This window comes from Kitasatospora sp. NRRL B-11411 (assembly GCF_000721345.1).
Taxonomy (GTDB): domain Bacteria; phylum Actinomycetota; class Actinomycetes; order Streptomycetales; family Streptomycetaceae; genus Kitasatospora; species Kitasatospora cineracea.
Genome location: NZ_JOGH01000136.1, coordinates 1 through 15,055 on the forward strand (window position 1 = coordinate 1; position 15,055 = coordinate 15,055).

Consider the following 15,055-nt stretch of genomic DNA (forward strand, 5'->3'; position numbering starts at 1 on the left):
GAGGTGGGCAGGTGGGGCGGCGGGGCGGGGTCAGTCGCGGTTGCTCCAGCGGAAGGTCCGGGCCGCGAACAGCGCGAAGAGCAGGGTGAAGCCGAGCAGGGCGGCGCTGTCCAGGAACGGGAGCAGGGCGCTGCCGCGGCCGCCGACGGTGTCGGTGACGCCCTCGTCGAAGTAGCGCAGCGGCAGGGCCCGGGAGAAGCCCTGGAGCCAGCCGGGCATCAGGTCGATGGGGTAGAACGCGCCGGAGAGGAAGGCCATCGGGACCATCAGGCAGTTGGCGATCGCGGCGACCGCCTCGGGCGTGCTGGCCAGCGTGCCGACCACCAGGCCGAGGGCGGCGAAGGCGGTGGTGCCGGTGAGCAGCACGGGCAGCGCGAGCGGCCAACTCCCGGACAGGCGCAGGCCGAAGACGGACATCGCCACGGCGGTGAACAGCACGGCCTGGATCAGGGCGGTGGCCAGCGCGACCGCGTAGCGGGCGCCGAGCACGGTGGGCAGCGGGGTGGGGGTGCGCCAGATCAGCCGGAGCAGGTCGTCGCGGCGCCAGTGCATCAGGGTGAAGGCGACGCCGAACAGGGCGGCGTTGCCGATGCCCCAGGAGAGCACGCCGGGGGCGATGTAGTTGATGTACGACAGGCCGCCGTCGACGGACTGCCCCTGGAAGATCGTCCCGAAGACGGCCAGGAAGGCCAGCGGGAACGCGAAGGTGAAGATCACCGAGGTGCGGTCGCGGAGGTAGGCGAGGTAGCTGGCCCGGGTCACGGCGGTGTAGGCGTTCACGATCGGCGCTCCGTTGCGGTCGGTTCGGGGTCGGCGCTCACGATCGGCGCTCGGTCGCGGTCGGTTCGGGGTCGGCGCTCACGATCGGCGCTCGGTCGCGGTCGGTTCGGGGTCCGCGCTCACGATCGGCGCTCCGTTGCGGTCAGTTCGAGGTAGGCGTCTTCCAGGGTCGCCGTGCGGGTGGTGACCTCCGCCAGGTCGACCAGGTCGCCGAGGGCGATCAGCACCTGGTGGGCGGCGTGGGTGGACAGCACAGCCTCGCCGCCCTCGACGGTGACCCGGTCGACGCCGGCGAGGTGGCGGGCGTCCTCCAGGTCGATCCGGTGCAGCGGGACGCGCAGCCGGGTCGGGGCGGCGAGCGCCTTGACCAGGTGGCGGGGGCTGTCCAGGGCGAGCACCGCGCCGCGGGCGACGATCGCCACCCGGTCGCAGAGCGCCTCGGCCTCGTCCAGGTGGTGGGTGGTGTAGACGATGGTGCGGCCGTCGCCGCGCAGGGTGCGCAGCACCTCCCAGAGCGAGCGGCGGGCGGCCGGGTCGAGGGCGGCGGTGGGCTCGTCCAGGAAGATCAGCTCGGGGTCGTGGACGAGTGCGGTGGCCAGTGCCAGGCGCTGGCGCTGGCCGCCGGAGAGCCGGCCGACCCGGCGGTCGGCGTGCTCGCCGAGGTCGACCAGGTCGAGGGCGCGGGCGGCGGCGGCCGCGTCCAGGCGGTAGAGCGCGGCGACGGTCTCCAGGTGTTCGCGGGCGGTCAGCCGGGTGAAGAAGGCCGAGCTCTGGGTCTGGATGCCCAGGCGCCGCAGCAGGGCGGTGTTGCGCGGCCAGGGGCGTTCGCCGAGGACGCTGACGGTGCCCGCGTCGGGGGTGCGCAGGCCCTCGACGATCTCCACCAGGGTGGTCTTGCCCGCGCCGTTGGGCCCGAGGATGCCGAAGAACTCGCCCCGCCCGACCGTCAGTGACACCCCGTCGAGGGCCTGGACCGTCCCGTACCGCTTGGTGATGCCCTCCAGCACCACCGCCGCGTCCGGGTGGCTGTCGCCTGTGCTCATGCCGCTGCTCCCTCTCCTGGCTCTCCTGGCCGATCGGGTCCGTGCCGGCCGACCGGGTCCGTGTCCCTGGTTGCGGTGGTTCATCTGCGCGGCCCGCCGCTCTCGCCGCGCCGTCCGCGGTGGGCCCGGCCGAGCGCCCAGAGCAGCAGCAGGGCCGCCACCGCCAGCGCGGGCAGGGCGCCGGCCCACGGGCCGTACCGGTCCGCCAGCAGCAGGCCGACGGCGGTCGGTGCGGCCGCGGCGAGGGCGGCGCAGCCGAGCGCGTAGCCGCCGTAGGCCAGCCGGAGCCGGGGCGGGTAGCGGAGCAGGTCGGTGCGGGCGCCGTCGCGGCGGAGCGCGGTGCGGGCCAGGACGAGGGCGAACCGGCGGCTCCCGGTGGCCAGTTGGAGGGTGTCCAGGGCGTAGCCGAGCGCCTTGTAGCCGTCCAATGGCGGCAGCGGGACGAGGTTGCCGAACGCGACGGCGGTGCCGAGCAGCAGCAGCGCGCCCAGGAAGGGGCGGGCCTGGGCGTGTTCGGGCAGCAGCAGCCGGGCGGGCCAGAACGGCAGCAGGAAGACCAGGTTGGCGACGGCTCCGGCGGCGGCGGTGGCGACCTGCTGGCGGCGGCGCGGGAAGAACCGGACGTCCTCCACCTCGCAGTACAGGTAGGTGACCGGCAGCCGCCAGCGCAGCCCGATCTCGCCGACCCGGCCGCCGAAGGCGTGCGCGACCAGCCCGTGGGCGAGTTCGTGCAGGGCCAGGCTGAACCAGAGCAGCACGCCGACCGCCAGCAGCGCGATGGGGTTGCGGGCCAGGGTCGCGGTCTCGTCGGCCAGCGTGCCGAACTCGGCGGCGACCGCAACCGGCAGTGCCACGACCAGGGCCAGCAGCGGGACCAGGAAGGCGGGGCGGCGGGCGAAGCCGGTGGCGCGGTGCAGCCGCTCCAGCAGGGCGGGCGCGTCGGCGACCATCCGGACCCGGCCGGCCAGCAGGCCCGAACTCCCCTGCCCCGCGGGCTCCTTCGCGTACTGCTCCGCGGGCTCCTTCGCGTGCCGCTCCGCGTACTGCCCCGCGTGCCGCTCTGCGTTCTGCTCCGCGGTCGCGGCCGGGACGGGGCGGGGGGCGCCCTCGATCAGGCCGCGGGCGTACAGCAGGCCCAGCAGTTGCTGCCACTGCGGTTCGCCGAGCCGGGCCCGGAAGTGCGCGGCGTACTGCTCGCCGACCTCGGCCAGGGTGCGGGTGCCGTCGAGCCGGGTGATGACGAAGTGCTCCTTCGGCCCGACCTCCAACTGCCGTCCGCCGTCCGGGTCCTGGATCAGGTGGACCTCGGCGGCGCCGCGCCGCAGCGGCCGGCCGATCCGCAGCTCGGGGCGGATCCTGGGCGTCAGGTCGAGCAGGCTGCGGCTCTTCACGGCGCCGCCGCGGGCCGGGGCTCGCGCAGCGCGCGGGCCAGCACGTAGGAGAGGAACGCCTCGTCGCGGACGGTCGCGGAGAGCCGGTTGTTGGTCATGTGCGCGTACGGGAAGAGCAGCATGGCCAGCGCCTGGTCCGGGTCGGTGACGGTCAGGTCGCGTTCGCCGTCCCAGGAGCGGAAGACCAGCAGGCCGCGGCGGGCCGACTCGGCGGCCCGGTCGCGCAGTTCCAGGCAGTGCGCGGCCCAGCCGCGCAGCACGCTGGGCAGCCGCTCGGGCGCGCCGTCCGCGATCGCCGACCGGATCGCCCGGAACCGGGCCGGGAGGGTGTCGCCCATGCTGCGGAAGGCCCGGTCGTAGCCCTGCTGGGCGGTGTAGTTGGTGCCCGCGAAGGAGCGGTTCCAGAAGGCGTGGTAGCGGTCGAGGAAGACCAGCAGGTCCTCCTCCGCGGGGAGGAAGCAGGCCGCCATGGTCATCATCAGCTGGGCGGCCAGGCCGAGCACCACGGTCCGCAGGTGCAGGTTCATGGTGCGGGTGGCCTCGACGACCAGCTCGCTGGAGTGCTGGAAGTGCCACTCGGCGAGGTCGATCCCGGCCGGGCCGCCGTACTTGCCGTACTCGGGCTCGTACGGTTCGACGCTGAAGGTGTTGTTCGCGCGCAGCCGCATCCGGCCGTCCGGGCCGAGCAGCCCGGCCCGCTCCTCCGGGGTGAACTCCAGCTCGAACATGGTGTTGTAGAGCTCGGCGAAGAAGCTGTCCTCGACCTGGTAGAGCGCGGGGCGGCGGCGCAGGAACTCCGCGACGGCCGCCTCGGCCCGCCGCCGCACCTCGGCGGCGGCCCCGGCGGCGCCGGTCGGGCGCAGCCGCAGGCGCAGGTGCGGGCCCTCCACCCAGTAGTTGATGAAGAAGTACCCGGCGAGCAGTCCCTCCCCGGTCAGCTCGGCGACCAACGGGCGCACGCACTGCAGCAGCAGCGGGCGGGTACTGGCGGCGTAGAACACGTGCAGCGCGAGCCACTCGCCCGGAGCGCGGCCGGGGGCGTCGGGGGCGTCAGGGGCTTCGGGGGCGCCGGGGGGTGGTGCTGCGGGCCGGTCAGTCATGGTTCGGCTCTCCTCGCCACTGCTCGAACTGTCCTTGCTGATACGGCCCTTGGTCACCTTCGGGCTGTTCCGGCCGGGCTGCGGGTCCGGCGGGGCGGGGCAGGACCTCCAGGGCCAGTTCGGCGACGTGCCGGCCGCGCGCCGAGCGGACGTGCAGGGCCTCCTCGCCGGGCAGCATCTCCTCCAGGACCAGCTGCCCGGCACCGGCCGCCAGCAGCCCGTCCAACGCGGTCAGCGAGAGCGGGCTGGCGAAGTCCACGTACTGCGGCTTGACGGTGCCGGGCGCGCCCGCACCGCCGGGCCGGATCCGGGCGAACACCCTCACCGGCAGGCCGTGCCGGCGGCGCCAACGCTGCCACGCCAGGTAGCGCTCCGACTCGCCCGCCCCGGAGGCGGGGCAGGGCAGCGCCTCGGGGTCGGCGGTCCAGCTGCGCCGGTGCAGGACGAGGCTGCCGTAGCGGACCCGGGGCCGGCGGGTGACGCCGTGGACCGGCGGCCCGGCGGGCACGCCGCGCCACAGTTCGGGGGTGACCCGGGAGGTCGGCGAGAACAGCAGCAGGCTGCGCGGGATGTCGGGCAGCACCATCGGGACGAGGTAGCCGAGGTAGACCGGGACCACCTCGGCGCCCAGCCGGCGCGAGCGCAGCACCAGCCGGTCGGCGGCCGGGTCGTGCTCGACGTACAGGTCGTCGAGGTGCAGTTGCGCCGCAGCGGGGGCGGTGCTGGTCTCGCCCGGGCACACCACCTCGTAGTCGGTCAGCCGGGTGTGCAGGTTCAGGTTGGTGGTGGCCGCCCCGGCGGTGACCTCCGCGAGGACCGCCCCCGCGGGCACCGCCTCGCCCAGCACGGCCCGCAGCGCGGCCGACAGGCCGGGGGCATTCCCGTTCCCGCTCCCGCCCTCACCCCCGTCCTCGGGCTCGAAGCAGTGCGTGAAGCGGGTGAACGGGAAGCACAGCCCGCCGTAGGAGTGGTTGAGCACCGCGAGCGGTTCGCCGTCCCGCACCGACAGTTGCACGAAGTGGCTGTGCGGGGCGAAGTCACCGGCCGTCCAGGACAGGTGGTCGGCCACGGCGGCGAGGTCGGCCGGTTCGAGGGTCAGCTCCTCCGCGTCGGCGGGCAGTTGCCGCGCCAACTCGCCCATGCGGTGGGCGAGTTCGGTCCGGGCCCGGTCGAGGTCGGCGATCTCGGGCCGGCCGAGCCAGTTCTCCTCCGGCGGGTGGCCGCCGTGCGCGGTCTCGGCGGGCTTGGCGGCGGTGAACTGCAGGTACTGGTGGAAGATGTCCTCGTGGAAGTCCTGGACGAGTTGCAGCAGGTCGTCGCTGCGCCCGCCCCGGCCGTGGCGGGCGAGGAAGAAGCCCTTGAGGGTGAGCCGTTGGGCCAGGCCGAGGTCGAAGACCGGCAGGATCCGGGCGAGTTCGGCGAGCGGCCGGGCGGCCAGTTCGGCCCAGAGCCGGGCGTCGGCCGTCACCTCGCCCGCGGAGACGTCCTCGTAGAGCAGGGTGTGCGGGACGGCCGCCCCGTCCCCGCCCAACTCCTCCTGGATCGCGGCGAATTCGCCGCGGATCTCGGCCAGCAGGGCGCGCCGGGTCGGGACGTCGCCGCCGGGGTAGCGGCGCAGCGCGGCGAGCGGGACGGCGAGCCGGTCGGCGATCCGGTCCGCCCACGGGCGGTCGAGCGAGCGCAGGGCGCGGCGGAAGGCGTCCAGCGGGTCGGCGGTGTGCACGTCGGTGGCGAGCAGCGGGAGTTGGAGGATGCCGACGTCCAGCAGGGCGGCCAGGTAGCGTTCGGCCTCGCCCGGCTCCCCGGCCGTGCCGAGTTCGGCGTCGAGGGCGGCGGCGAGTTCGCCGAAGCGGATCCGGGGGCGCTGCCGGAAGATGCCGAGCAGGTGGTCCAGGACGCCGCTGAGGCGCAGGAAGAACAGCCGGTCACGGGCCGCGTCGAAGCTCACCGCGGCGCCCGCGTCCCCCGCCGTCACCGAGCGCCGCACATAGCGGACCCGGTCCTCGGTCAGTTCCAGGCCGGACGCGGGGGCGACCGGCAGGTCGCGGCGGCGCGCCGGGTCGGCGGCGACGAGTTCGGCCAGCCGGGCCAGCACCACGACGTTCAGCCGGGGGTGGCTGCCGCGCGCCTCGCCGAGCAACACCTCGCCGTCGAAAGGGAGTTGGCCCGGGGCGAAGGTCCCGGCGGCAACCGGGGTGAAGGTGCTGAACGGGCTGGTCTTGCAGGCCGTCCGGTACAGGTAGGACAGCAGCGACCGCTCCGCCTTGCGGGTCCGCTTGTCGGGGGCGGCGCTCGGCGCGCCCAGGCCGTCCAGCCGCCCCTCCAGGGAGGGGGAGGCGAGCAGCAGGCCGAGGCGCAGTTCGTCCAGGTCGGCGAGGCGGCGCAACTCGGCCCGGGTGCGGACGAGTTCACGTTCGAGCAGCGGACGTCCGGCCTCGTGCAGCCGGGCCAGCCGATCGCGGGCCGGCAGCCAGGCGGCGAACAACTCGCCTGCCGCCGCGCCGAGTTGTTCGGCTTGCCCGACCTGTTCGACCAGGTCGAGCAGCTCGGCGGGCCGCTCGGGCGCCCGGTTGTTGAACACCTGCCTGCGCAGCGCGAGCAGTCGGCGGCGCTGCTCGGCCGCGGGGGCGGCCTTCACCAGCACCGAGAGCAACTCGCTGAGCCGACCGCCGAGTTCGGCCAGCCGCTGCTCCTCGTCGGCGACCTGTTCCGCCCAGTCGTACGCCTCGGCCGAGCGCAGGCCGTGCACGGCCTCGACGGGCAGGCCGCCGACCCGCAGCATGAAGCGGGGGCTCAACCCGGGTTCCCGCCGCGGAGGGGCGACGCCCTGGTCCGGGATGGTCGTTCTACCGGTCGTTCCGCTGGTCACCGTTCCTCCGCCCCCGTCAGACGATCGTGTAGTCGAAGTCGGCGGGACTGCGGTGCTCCTGGCCGACCATCATGATCAGCAGCGGCAACTCCTCGCCGTCCAGCAGGCCCAGGTGCTCGGTGTAGGAGACCGAGTCGAAGCCGAGCGCCACCCCGCAGGCCAGCCCGACCGCCGGGGCCACGGTGTAGAGCGCCTGCGACGCCGCACCGACCGCGGCGTTCACCAGGCGCAGGCCCCGGTCCCCGACGGCGTCCAGGACCGCCGGGGTCGGCGCGCTGACCACGATCAGCGCGCCCGACTGCTCCAGGTTGTAGTTGTCCAGGAAGTAGTTCCGCTGCAGGAACCACCCCTGCGGCCCCAGCCGCACCGGCCGCAGCACCCAACCGGCCCGCCCGGACGGCTCGGGCGGCCCAGCGAGTTCGGACGGCTCGGACGGCTCGGACGGCTCGGGCTGCCTTGACGGCCCTGACGGCCCTGACGGCTTCTGCGGCTCGTAGGCGTAGGCCCCGGCGGGGATGCCCGCGACGTGGTTGACGAACACGTGCAGCCGGGTCAGCGGCTGCTGCTGCGGGCCTTCCTGGCAGTGCGCCAGCCGCCCGGCCGCGTCGGCGGCCGCGAGGGCGGCCGCCAGTTGCGCGGCGGTCATCGGCGGGTTCCCGGTGAACCTCCCGAAGCTGCTGCGCCTGGCCCGCAGCGCGGCCCGGGCCCCGAGCACCGGCGGCTCCGGCACGGGCAGCAGCACAGCCCCAGGCTCCAGCCCCAGCCCCGACCCCGGATCCGACCCCGGCCCTGCCCCCGCCCGGAGCCGCTGCCAGGCCGTCCGCAGGGCCGCGTCCAGGACGCCGTCCGCCGGGGGTTCGGCCGCGCCCCGCAGGGTCGCCTCGTGGACCCGCCGGACGGTCTCGAAGGTGCTGACCGTCCGCGAACGCTCCCGTTCCACCGCCGCGACCCGGGCCCCGGTCGGCAGCCCCCCGCTCTCCGCCCCCGTCCCGGCCCCGGCCCAGCGCAGCGGGACGACCGCGAACACGCCCTCCTGCTCCGGGCTCAGCCCGAGCAGCCGTCCGATCCGTTCCTCGTCGAACCAGAGTGCCGCGCCGAGGTGCAGGCCGTGCGCCCCGGCCCAGATCCGCCAGGTCTCCAGCAGCGCGCCGATGTCCATCGTGACGACGTGGTAGGCGAAACTGTTGTACTTGAAGGCGTTCTGCCAGAACTTGACGGTGAGCACCAGGAACTGGTCACACCCTTCGGCCCGCCCGCCCAGCGCCGCCCGCACGTCGGCGGTGACGTCGCCGGTGAGCAGCCGGCGCATGGCGTGGTGCGGTGTCGCGTAGTGGTGGACACCCGGGGTCAGCGGGCCGCTCGCCCCGCTGACCCAGTGGATGCCGATCGGGTACAGGCCGCCGCCCGAGGCGGTGCCCCGGGAGAAGTTGGCGTCGGGGTAGCGGGGCAGCGTGCCGAGGTCGGAGTTGGCCTGGACGGCGAGCCGGCGGCCGGTGAGCCCGTACGAGTCCTTCAGCAGGCCGCCGAGCAGTTCCAGCGTGAAACCGCCCTCGCCGCCCGGCCCGAACAGCCCGCGCCCCACACCCTCACGCCCCGCCCCTTCACGCTCCGCACCGGCCGCACCGGCCACACCGACCGGGTCTGCCGGGCCTACCGGACCGTCCGGCAGCGGGAAATGCGGGGCGTTGGGGTAGTACTTGCCCTTCCGGGGGCGGTCGGCCCAGTCGGGGGCGAAGTCGGCGGGCTCCATCGGGACCCGGCCCCGCCGCAGCACCGCGGACGCGTACGTACGGGCCTCACCCATGGTCGTTCCCCTCTCGTCCATCCAGGTCTGCGTCAGTGGCTGCATCTGCTTCTGGGGTTTTGCTCGGTCCGCCGGGCGCGGCCCGCGCGGTGTGCGGGCGGTTCAGGGGAACGGGTGCGGGGCGGGGTTGAGCTGGTCCGTCCGCAGGTCGTGGGCCGAGTGGCCGGCTTCCCGTGGTGCGGTGCGCAACCGGGGCATGGTCAGGGCCCGTTGGCGCCGCCAGCCGAAGTCGATCGGCAGCAGGCCGGGGACCAGCACCGAGACGGTGTGCAGGCCGGTGGCGCGCTGCTCGGGCATGGTCTGGTCGACGACGACCACGTCGAAACCGGCCGCGGCCACCGCGTCCACGCAGTGCCGCAGGTCCTCCCGCAGGTCGTCGGACGGGGCGATCGACCCCTCCGCGAGCTTCCCCACCGGCGCCACCTTTCCCTGACGCTCCGTCAGGAAGTCTGCGTAGCGGGCCATTTCTGGCATCCCGTACAGCAGCGGGTGGTCGTGCAGGACCTGGACCAGGTCGAAGTCCGCGGCCATCGCCCGCAGTCGGCGCTCCTCGCGGAGGGTGCGGCCGACCAGGTTGACGGCGTCGGTGCCGATCTCGCAGAGCCCGGCCCAGAGCGCCGCTTCCGGGTCCAGGCTGGCGCCCGCGCCGAAGCAGAGCCGCCCGGGGCCGCCGTCGATGCGTTCGGCGACGGCGGTCACCACCGGGATCGGGAAGCTGATCCGGGTGTCGAAGAAGCGGGCCCGGTAGCCGTACATCTCCAACCGGTCCACCAGCGCCCGGGTCTGCGGCCGGGCGCTGCTGCGGCCGTCCAGTTCGGGCAGGGCGAGCCGGCCGTACCAGGCGAGCAGGAAGGCGTCCCGTTCGACGACCTCCATCAGCCCGTAGTAGACCGCCTCCTCCAGGCAGCCGCCGGACGCGCAGCCGTTGGAGCTCTCCTGGACGAACCGGTTCCCGACGCCGCCGGGCGCGTGGTAGTACGCCATGATCTCCGGTACCAGCAAAGGCCGTTGGTCGCGCAGCGACCAGCCCCACACCCACGGGACCGGCCGGTCCGTGGCGAACGGCCGCACGCCGCTCCGCCGGTGGAACTCGTCCGTGTACAGGCCGCAGCTGCGCGGGTCGAGCGCCCGCTCCCCGAGGTCGTCGTACGCGGCGACCACCGTGGTGCGCTTGCCGCGCGCCCGCATGCCGGCGAACCGCTCCAGCCCTTCCAGCAGGCCGACTTCGACGCTGGCCCGGTAGCGGGGGGTGTGCCCGCCCCAGAAGCACTCGCGCAGGTAGTCGCCGGAACGCATGGTGAAGCAGCCCACCGTCGAGGAGGTGGAGGCCGACGCCAGGTCCGGCACCACCGAGGGGCCGAGCATGCCCGCCACCGGGTTGACGAACGCGGGCAGCGACAGCCCGTACTCCGCCACCGCACGCAACCGGAAGTCGTCGGGCGCCCGCTTCGGGCGGCTCGCCAGCTCGATCCGGGCCGCCGACTCCTCGTCCGCGACCCGGCGGTCGCACCGGGGGCACTCGGCGTCGGCGAGCAACGGGAAGCCGCTGACCCGCAACGTCTCCAGGTCGAGCAGCTGGACGGACCCCAACTCACCCTTCCCGCCGGCTCGTTCGGCGCTCTCCGCGCGGGCCGCCAGCAGCGCGGCGAGCGCGTCGGTGAGGAACGGCACCGCCCACGGCGGGCTCCCCGCCGCCCGGGTGCCCGTTCCCAGTTCGAGCGCGTTCCGCAGCTGCCCGGAACGGACCGCCTGCCAGCGCCGGGCCAGACAGCGCGGACAGGGCAGCCCCGCACCGCCCCCGCCGGACGGCTGGTCCGGACCGACCACGGCGTGGTGGCCGTAGACGTGCACGGACGTCCCGGCCCCCCGCTCCTCCGCGCCGTCCGCGCCGTCCGCAGCGAGCTCGTCACGGGCGCCGAGCATCGCCAGCACGGCCGTTCCCGCCTGACGCTCCGTCAACTCCCGTGCCCAGCAGTCGAAGAACTCGCCCCAAGGCCCGGCGTACGCGACCCCGACCGCACCGGACGGTCGGCCCGCCGTGCCGTCAGACATCCGAAGTCCCGTCCGTGAGCAGCACCTTGACCACCTCGATCCGGCCGGCCCGCAGGTCGGCCGGTCCGCACGGGGCCAGCAGGACGTCCCGCCCGGCGGCCCGGAGCCGTTCCAGCACGCCCGCCCAGTCCAGGCCCGCCGCCCAGCCCAGATCCGTCACCCCGGCACCCGCGGTCTCAGCCTCCGCCGCCCCGGCCTCCGCAGTCTCGACCTCCGCGATTTCGGCCTCCGCGATCTCGGCCGTCGCCGCGGGCGCCAGCACCGCCGGGTCCAGCTCGCCGATCAGTGGGTCACCCGGATCGGCGGCGGCCCGGCCGTCCCCCGTCTCCGGCTCCTGGTCGAGCTGGGCCGCGCCGAGCAGGTCGCGCAGCGCCTCCGCCACGGCGTCCCGCAGGGCGAGGCCGCTGCCGAGCGCCCAGCGGTGGCGGCCCGTCCCGGGGTCGGCGGCCCGGGCCAGCACCACCGGCAGCGGGGCGTCGGTGCCGCCGAGTCGCAGCAACTCCGGTTCCAGGCCCAGGTTCCGGGCCGAACGGACCAGGAAGACGAGCTCGGCGTCCACCCCGCCCCCGGCCGGGGCAACCGGGTCGACCGGCTCGCCCGAATCGTCCAACGGCACCTGCTGCACGGCGAGTCGGCCGCGCAACGCCAGCCGCAGCGCGTCGTAGCCGAGCGCCGTGCGCAGGCCGCGTACCGTCGCCTCGGCGAGCGTGCCGCCCGCGCCGGTGCCGGCCGAGGTCGCCTCGAAGGCCCGGTCCCGGTTGTGCGGGCCGAAGGTGCGCAGCGCGGCGGTCGGGACGAGGGCCTGCCCGCCGGTCAGCAGCGAGGTCGCCGGGCTCCACGCCCGGACGGCACCGGCCGGCAGCCCGCTGGCGGTGCTCAGCGCCTCCGGCCGGACCCGGACCGCCGTACCGCTCCCCTCCTCCCCGCCGACCACCCGGGGCGGGACGACGTGCTCCACGTACACCTCGGCGGCCCGGTACAGGGCCCGCAGCCGGGCCCCGGCCACGTGGTGCACGTCGGCGGCCGTGATGTCCCGCCGCCGGCCGGTCGCGGTGTGCAGGCGCACGGTGCCGAGCTTGAGCGGCGTCTGCTGCCAGGTGTCGTCGGCGTACTCGGCGAACACCCCGGCGTAGGGGCCGACCAGGACCGCGCGGGCGTCCAGCGCGGCCAGCGCCGCCTCGGAGTCGTCCTCCCCGGGCGTCCGGCGTCCGGCCTCCTGCGCGGCGGCGAGCTCGGCCACCGTGACAGCGGGTTCGGCCGCCGTGCCCGCGAGTTCGGCCGCCGCGACGGCCGCCCCGGTTCCTTCGGTCACCTCGGTTCCTTCGGCCGCTCCGGTCCGTCCCTCGCCGCAGCGCGGGCAGCGCGGGTGCGGGAGCAGCGGTTCGCCGATCACGTCCAGCGAGTCCAGGTCCTGCACCAGCAGCCGGCCGTCGGTCTCGGCCTGGAGGACGCCGGTGATCAGGCGGAACACCTCGTAGCCGAGCAGGTTGCCGAGCATCGCGGCGAGCGGGCCGGTGGGCTCGCGGTCGCCGGGGGTGAGCGGCGCGGACGGGGCGAGGACGCTCCACAGGTCGGCGGCGTCGCCCGCCCGGACGCCGGTGCCCAGCCGCAGGGCCGCGCACGTCCAGCAGCCGGTGCGGTCGGCGGACATCAGCGGGCCGATCACCGCGCTGCCGCCGATCGTCCAGGCCGGGAGCAGCAGCCGTCCCGCAGGGATGCCGGCCGCCAGCAGCCGGGTGGTCCGGCGGGTGCCGGCCGGGCCGGTCACCAGGACCACGTCGTAGCCGTCGAGCCCGCCCCACCCGGGGGCCTCGTCCGCCTCCCCCGCCGACAGACCGGAGACGGCGTCCGCGCCGCCCGCCGCCAGGCTGTCGATCGTCACGGGGCAGCCGGCCTTGGCCAGTTCGGCGGCCTCCTGCTCGACCTCGGCGAACCCGGGTGCCCCGGTCAGCGCGGGCAGGACGCCGATCGCGGCGCAGCCGTTGCGGATCAGGCTGAGCGCGGCCCAGCGGGCGAGTTCGTCCTCGCCGAGCACCGCGACCCGGGTCTCCCGGAAGCGGTGGAAGCGCTCCTCGGCGCCGCCCGCGTAGTGGTCGATGTACTCGACCTGCGGGCCGAACCGGGCGGCGACCTCGGGGGTGAGCAGCGCGGGGCCCTCGGCCGCGGGACCGGCGTCCCGGGCGAAGCCGCGGCTGTAGAGGGTGCGGACCAGTTCGGTGAGCATGTTCCGGTGGTGCGCGCCGAACCCGCTGCTGATCTCGGCCACCGTGTGGCGCCCGTTCAGGTGCGGCACGATCAGCGAGGCGAAGCGGTAGCCGTCCTTCGCCGTCAGGCCGAAGCCGCCGTGGGCGTTGTGGAACAGCACCCCCTCGGGGGTCTGGGTGTACAGCACGTCGCGCCGGATCCGTGGGCGGCTGTCGGCGATCTCCTCGTACGTGGCCATGTCCCTCACACCTCGGTGGTACGCAGCGGCGCGGCTGACTGCCGCACGGACGGGATCGGACCGGCACCGGGGACGGCACCACGGTCCGGCTCTGCTTCGGTCTCCACTCCAGGGCCCCCACCGGTCTCTACTCCGGTCTCCACTCCAGGGCCCCCACCGGTCTCTACTCCGGTCTCCACTCCAGGGCCCCCACCGGCACCTGGCTGCTCCGACGCCCCCGGCGCGCGGGCCCAACTTCCTTCCGCCGCAAGGGCGAAGGCGCGCAGCAACTCGTGCACCCGGTAGTTGCCGCCCGGCCCCTCCCGGAGCAACCCGGCCTGCACCAGTCCGGCCAGGACGGCGTCCCCGGTGACGGATTCGGCCATCGGACCCGGCGCCGCCTCCCGCCGGACGCGCTCCGGCCCGAGCCCCTCGACGGACCCGACCGCCTTCTCGGCAGCCCCAGCCCCAGCCCCTGCCCCAGCCCCTGCCCCGATCTCAGCCGACGGCGGGGTCCGCGGATCGCTTCTCAGCACGGCGAGTTCGAGCTGCCGCAGGGCCGGTCCGGGCCCGACCCCGAGTTCCTCGCGCAGGTGGTCACGGACCCGGCGGTACTCGGCGAGCGCGTCCGCGCGCCGCCCGGTCCGGTGGAGCGCCTCGATGAGCTGTTCCCAGAAGCGCTCGTGCGCCGGGTGGGACCTGGCCAGCGGCCACAGCTCGGACAGGACTTCCCGACATCGCCCGAGCGCGAGCTCGATGTCGTAGACCCGCTCGACGGTCCGCAGCCACTCCTCGGCCAGCCGCGGCACCTCCTCGCGGTGCAGCACGTCGGAGTGCACGTTGCCCAGCACCGGCGGCTGCCAGAGTTCCAACGCGGCGCGCAGCAGGGCGAGTTCGTCGGCCGGTTCGGCGGCCCGGTCGGCCCGGCCGAGCAGTTCGCGGAACTCCAGCAGGTCGAGGCTGCGCGCGTCGGCCGCCATCCGGTAGCCGCCGGGCAGCGCCTCGATGGTGCTGCCGGAGATGCCGTACTTGGCGAACAGCCGGCGCAGCCGCAGGACGCAGGAGTGCAGGGACGCCTTGGCCGTCGCCGGGATCTCCTCGCCCCAGATCGCGCGCTGGAGCGATTCGACCGGGACGACGGCGTTGGGGTGGGTCAGCAGGACCGCCAACAGCGCGGCGGGCTTGGACGGTTGGAGCACCGCCGACTCCCGGCGGTCCGCGATGGCCAGCAGCCCGAGCACCGTGAATCTGGCGCCGGTGCCCTGCCCGGCCTCCACCGCCACACTCACGCACTCTCCTCCGACCACCGCGTTCCGGGCATGCCGAACCGCGCCCCGACCAAGAGACAGCACTGTTCCGCGCCCGCCCCCGATGGCGCTGAATACCCGCTGGGGTATCGGCGCCCGCCGCATCGCCGGGCTTGGCAGGGTCAGACCATAGGAGCTGACGCACAATCAAGTCAACAGTTTGTCAGCCCAGTTGATGAGCGTTCTCCCCTCGTTCACCCGCCACCCCGACAGCACCACCGACCGCCGCACCCCATCCCTCCCCGGCAACCCCACGGCCGTCTCCCCACCCCGACCGACCCCCGCAA

General features: G+C 75.1%; 9 protein-coding genes. All 9 read right to left on the reverse strand.

Annotated features, from left to right (window positions below; genetic code table 11):
* Nucleotides 1-30: 30 nt before the first annotated feature.
* Nucleotides 31-780 carry an ABC transporter permease gene (locus tag IH44_RS0134640; RefSeq protein WP_030463793.1) on the reverse strand — a complete coding sequence of 250 codons (750 nt, stop codon included), beginning with the start codon at nucleotides 778-780 and terminating at the stop codon, nucleotides 31-33.
* A 119-nt stretch (nucleotides 781-899) separates the two neighbouring features.
* Nucleotides 900-1,823: an ABC transporter ATP-binding protein gene (locus IH44_RS0134645; protein ID WP_030463794.1), complete on the reverse strand. Its 924-nt coding sequence runs from the start codon at nucleotides 1,821-1,823 to the stop codon at nucleotides 900-902.
* 80 nt (nucleotides 1,824-1,903) lie between these two features.
* Complete coding sequence (locus IH44_RS0134650) at nucleotides 1,904-3,214, reverse strand: M50 family metallopeptidase (RefSeq protein WP_051817942.1); 1,311 nt, start codon at nucleotides 3,212-3,214, stop codon at nucleotides 1,904-1,906.
* The gene (locus IH44_RS0134655; RefSeq protein WP_035957288.1) at nucleotides 3,211-4,314 is read right to left on the reverse strand and encodes a lantibiotic dehydratase C-terminal domain-containing protein; all 1,104 of its coding nucleotides are present in this window, start codon (nucleotides 4,312-4,314) and stop codon (nucleotides 3,211-3,213) included. Before IH44_RS0134655 ends, IH44_RS0134650 begins: the two co-directional genes overlap by 4 nt.
* Nucleotides 4,307-7,096: a lantibiotic dehydratase gene (locus IH44_RS0134660; RefSeq protein ID WP_063759744.1), complete on the reverse strand. Its 2,790-nt coding sequence runs from the start codon at nucleotides 7,094-7,096 to the stop codon at nucleotides 4,307-4,309. Before IH44_RS0134660 ends, IH44_RS0134655 begins: the two co-directional genes overlap by 8 nt.
* 103 nt (nucleotides 7,097-7,199) lie before the next feature.
* Complete coding sequence (locus IH44_RS0134665) at nucleotides 7,200-8,987, reverse strand: nitroreductase family protein (RefSeq protein WP_030463798.1); 1,788 nt, start codon at nucleotides 8,985-8,987, stop codon at nucleotides 7,200-7,202.
* Nucleotides 8,988-9,089: 102 nt separating this feature from the next.
* Nucleotides 9,090-11,039, reverse strand: a complete 1,950-nt coding sequence (locus tag IH44_RS0134670; protein ID WP_081967310.1) for a TOMM precursor leader peptide-binding protein — start codon at nucleotides 11,037-11,039, stop codon at nucleotides 9,090-9,092.
* Nucleotides 11,032-13,482 (reverse strand): TOMM precursor leader peptide-binding protein, encoded by a 2,451-nt coding sequence (locus IH44_RS0134675; RefSeq protein ID WP_035957290.1) that lies wholly within the window; start codon nucleotides 13,480-13,482, stop codon nucleotides 11,032-11,034. The genes IH44_RS0134670 and IH44_RS0134675 overlap by 8 nt, the downstream gene beginning before the upstream one ends.
* 5 nt (nucleotides 13,483-13,487) lie before the next feature.
* A complete protein-coding gene (locus tag IH44_RS49870; RefSeq protein ID WP_369795033.1) occupies nucleotides 13,488-14,750 on the reverse strand; it encodes a BTAD domain-containing putative transcriptional regulator in 1,263 nt (420 codons plus the stop codon).
* Nucleotides 14,751-15,055 lie beyond the last annotated feature (305 nt).

Excerpts from the sequence above, each read along its gene's own strand:
- IH44_RS0134645 (WP_030463794.1), bottom strand. The coding sequence starts at position 1,823 with ATGAGCACAGGCGACAGCCACCCGGACGCGGCGGTGGTGCTGGAGGGC.
- IH44_RS0134675 (WP_035957290.1), bottom strand. The coding sequence starts at position 13,482 with ATGGCCACGTACGAGGAGATCGCCGACAGCCGCCCACGGATCCGGCGC.
- IH44_RS0134655 (WP_035957288.1), bottom strand. The coding sequence starts at position 4,314 with ATGACTGACCGGCCCGCAGCACCACCCCCCGGCGCCCCCGAAGCCCCT.
- IH44_RS0134670 (WP_081967310.1), bottom strand. The coding sequence starts at position 11,039 with ATGTCTGACGGCACGGCGGGCCGACCGTCCGGTGCGGTCGGGGTCGCG.
- IH44_RS0134665 (WP_030463798.1), bottom strand. The coding sequence starts at position 8,987 with ATGGGTGAGGCCCGTACGTACGCGTCCGCGGTGCTGCGGCGGGGCCGG.
- IH44_RS0134660 (WP_063759744.1), bottom strand. The coding sequence starts at position 7,096 with ATGCTGCGGGTCGGCGGCCTGCCCGTCGAGGCCGTGCACGGCCTGCGC.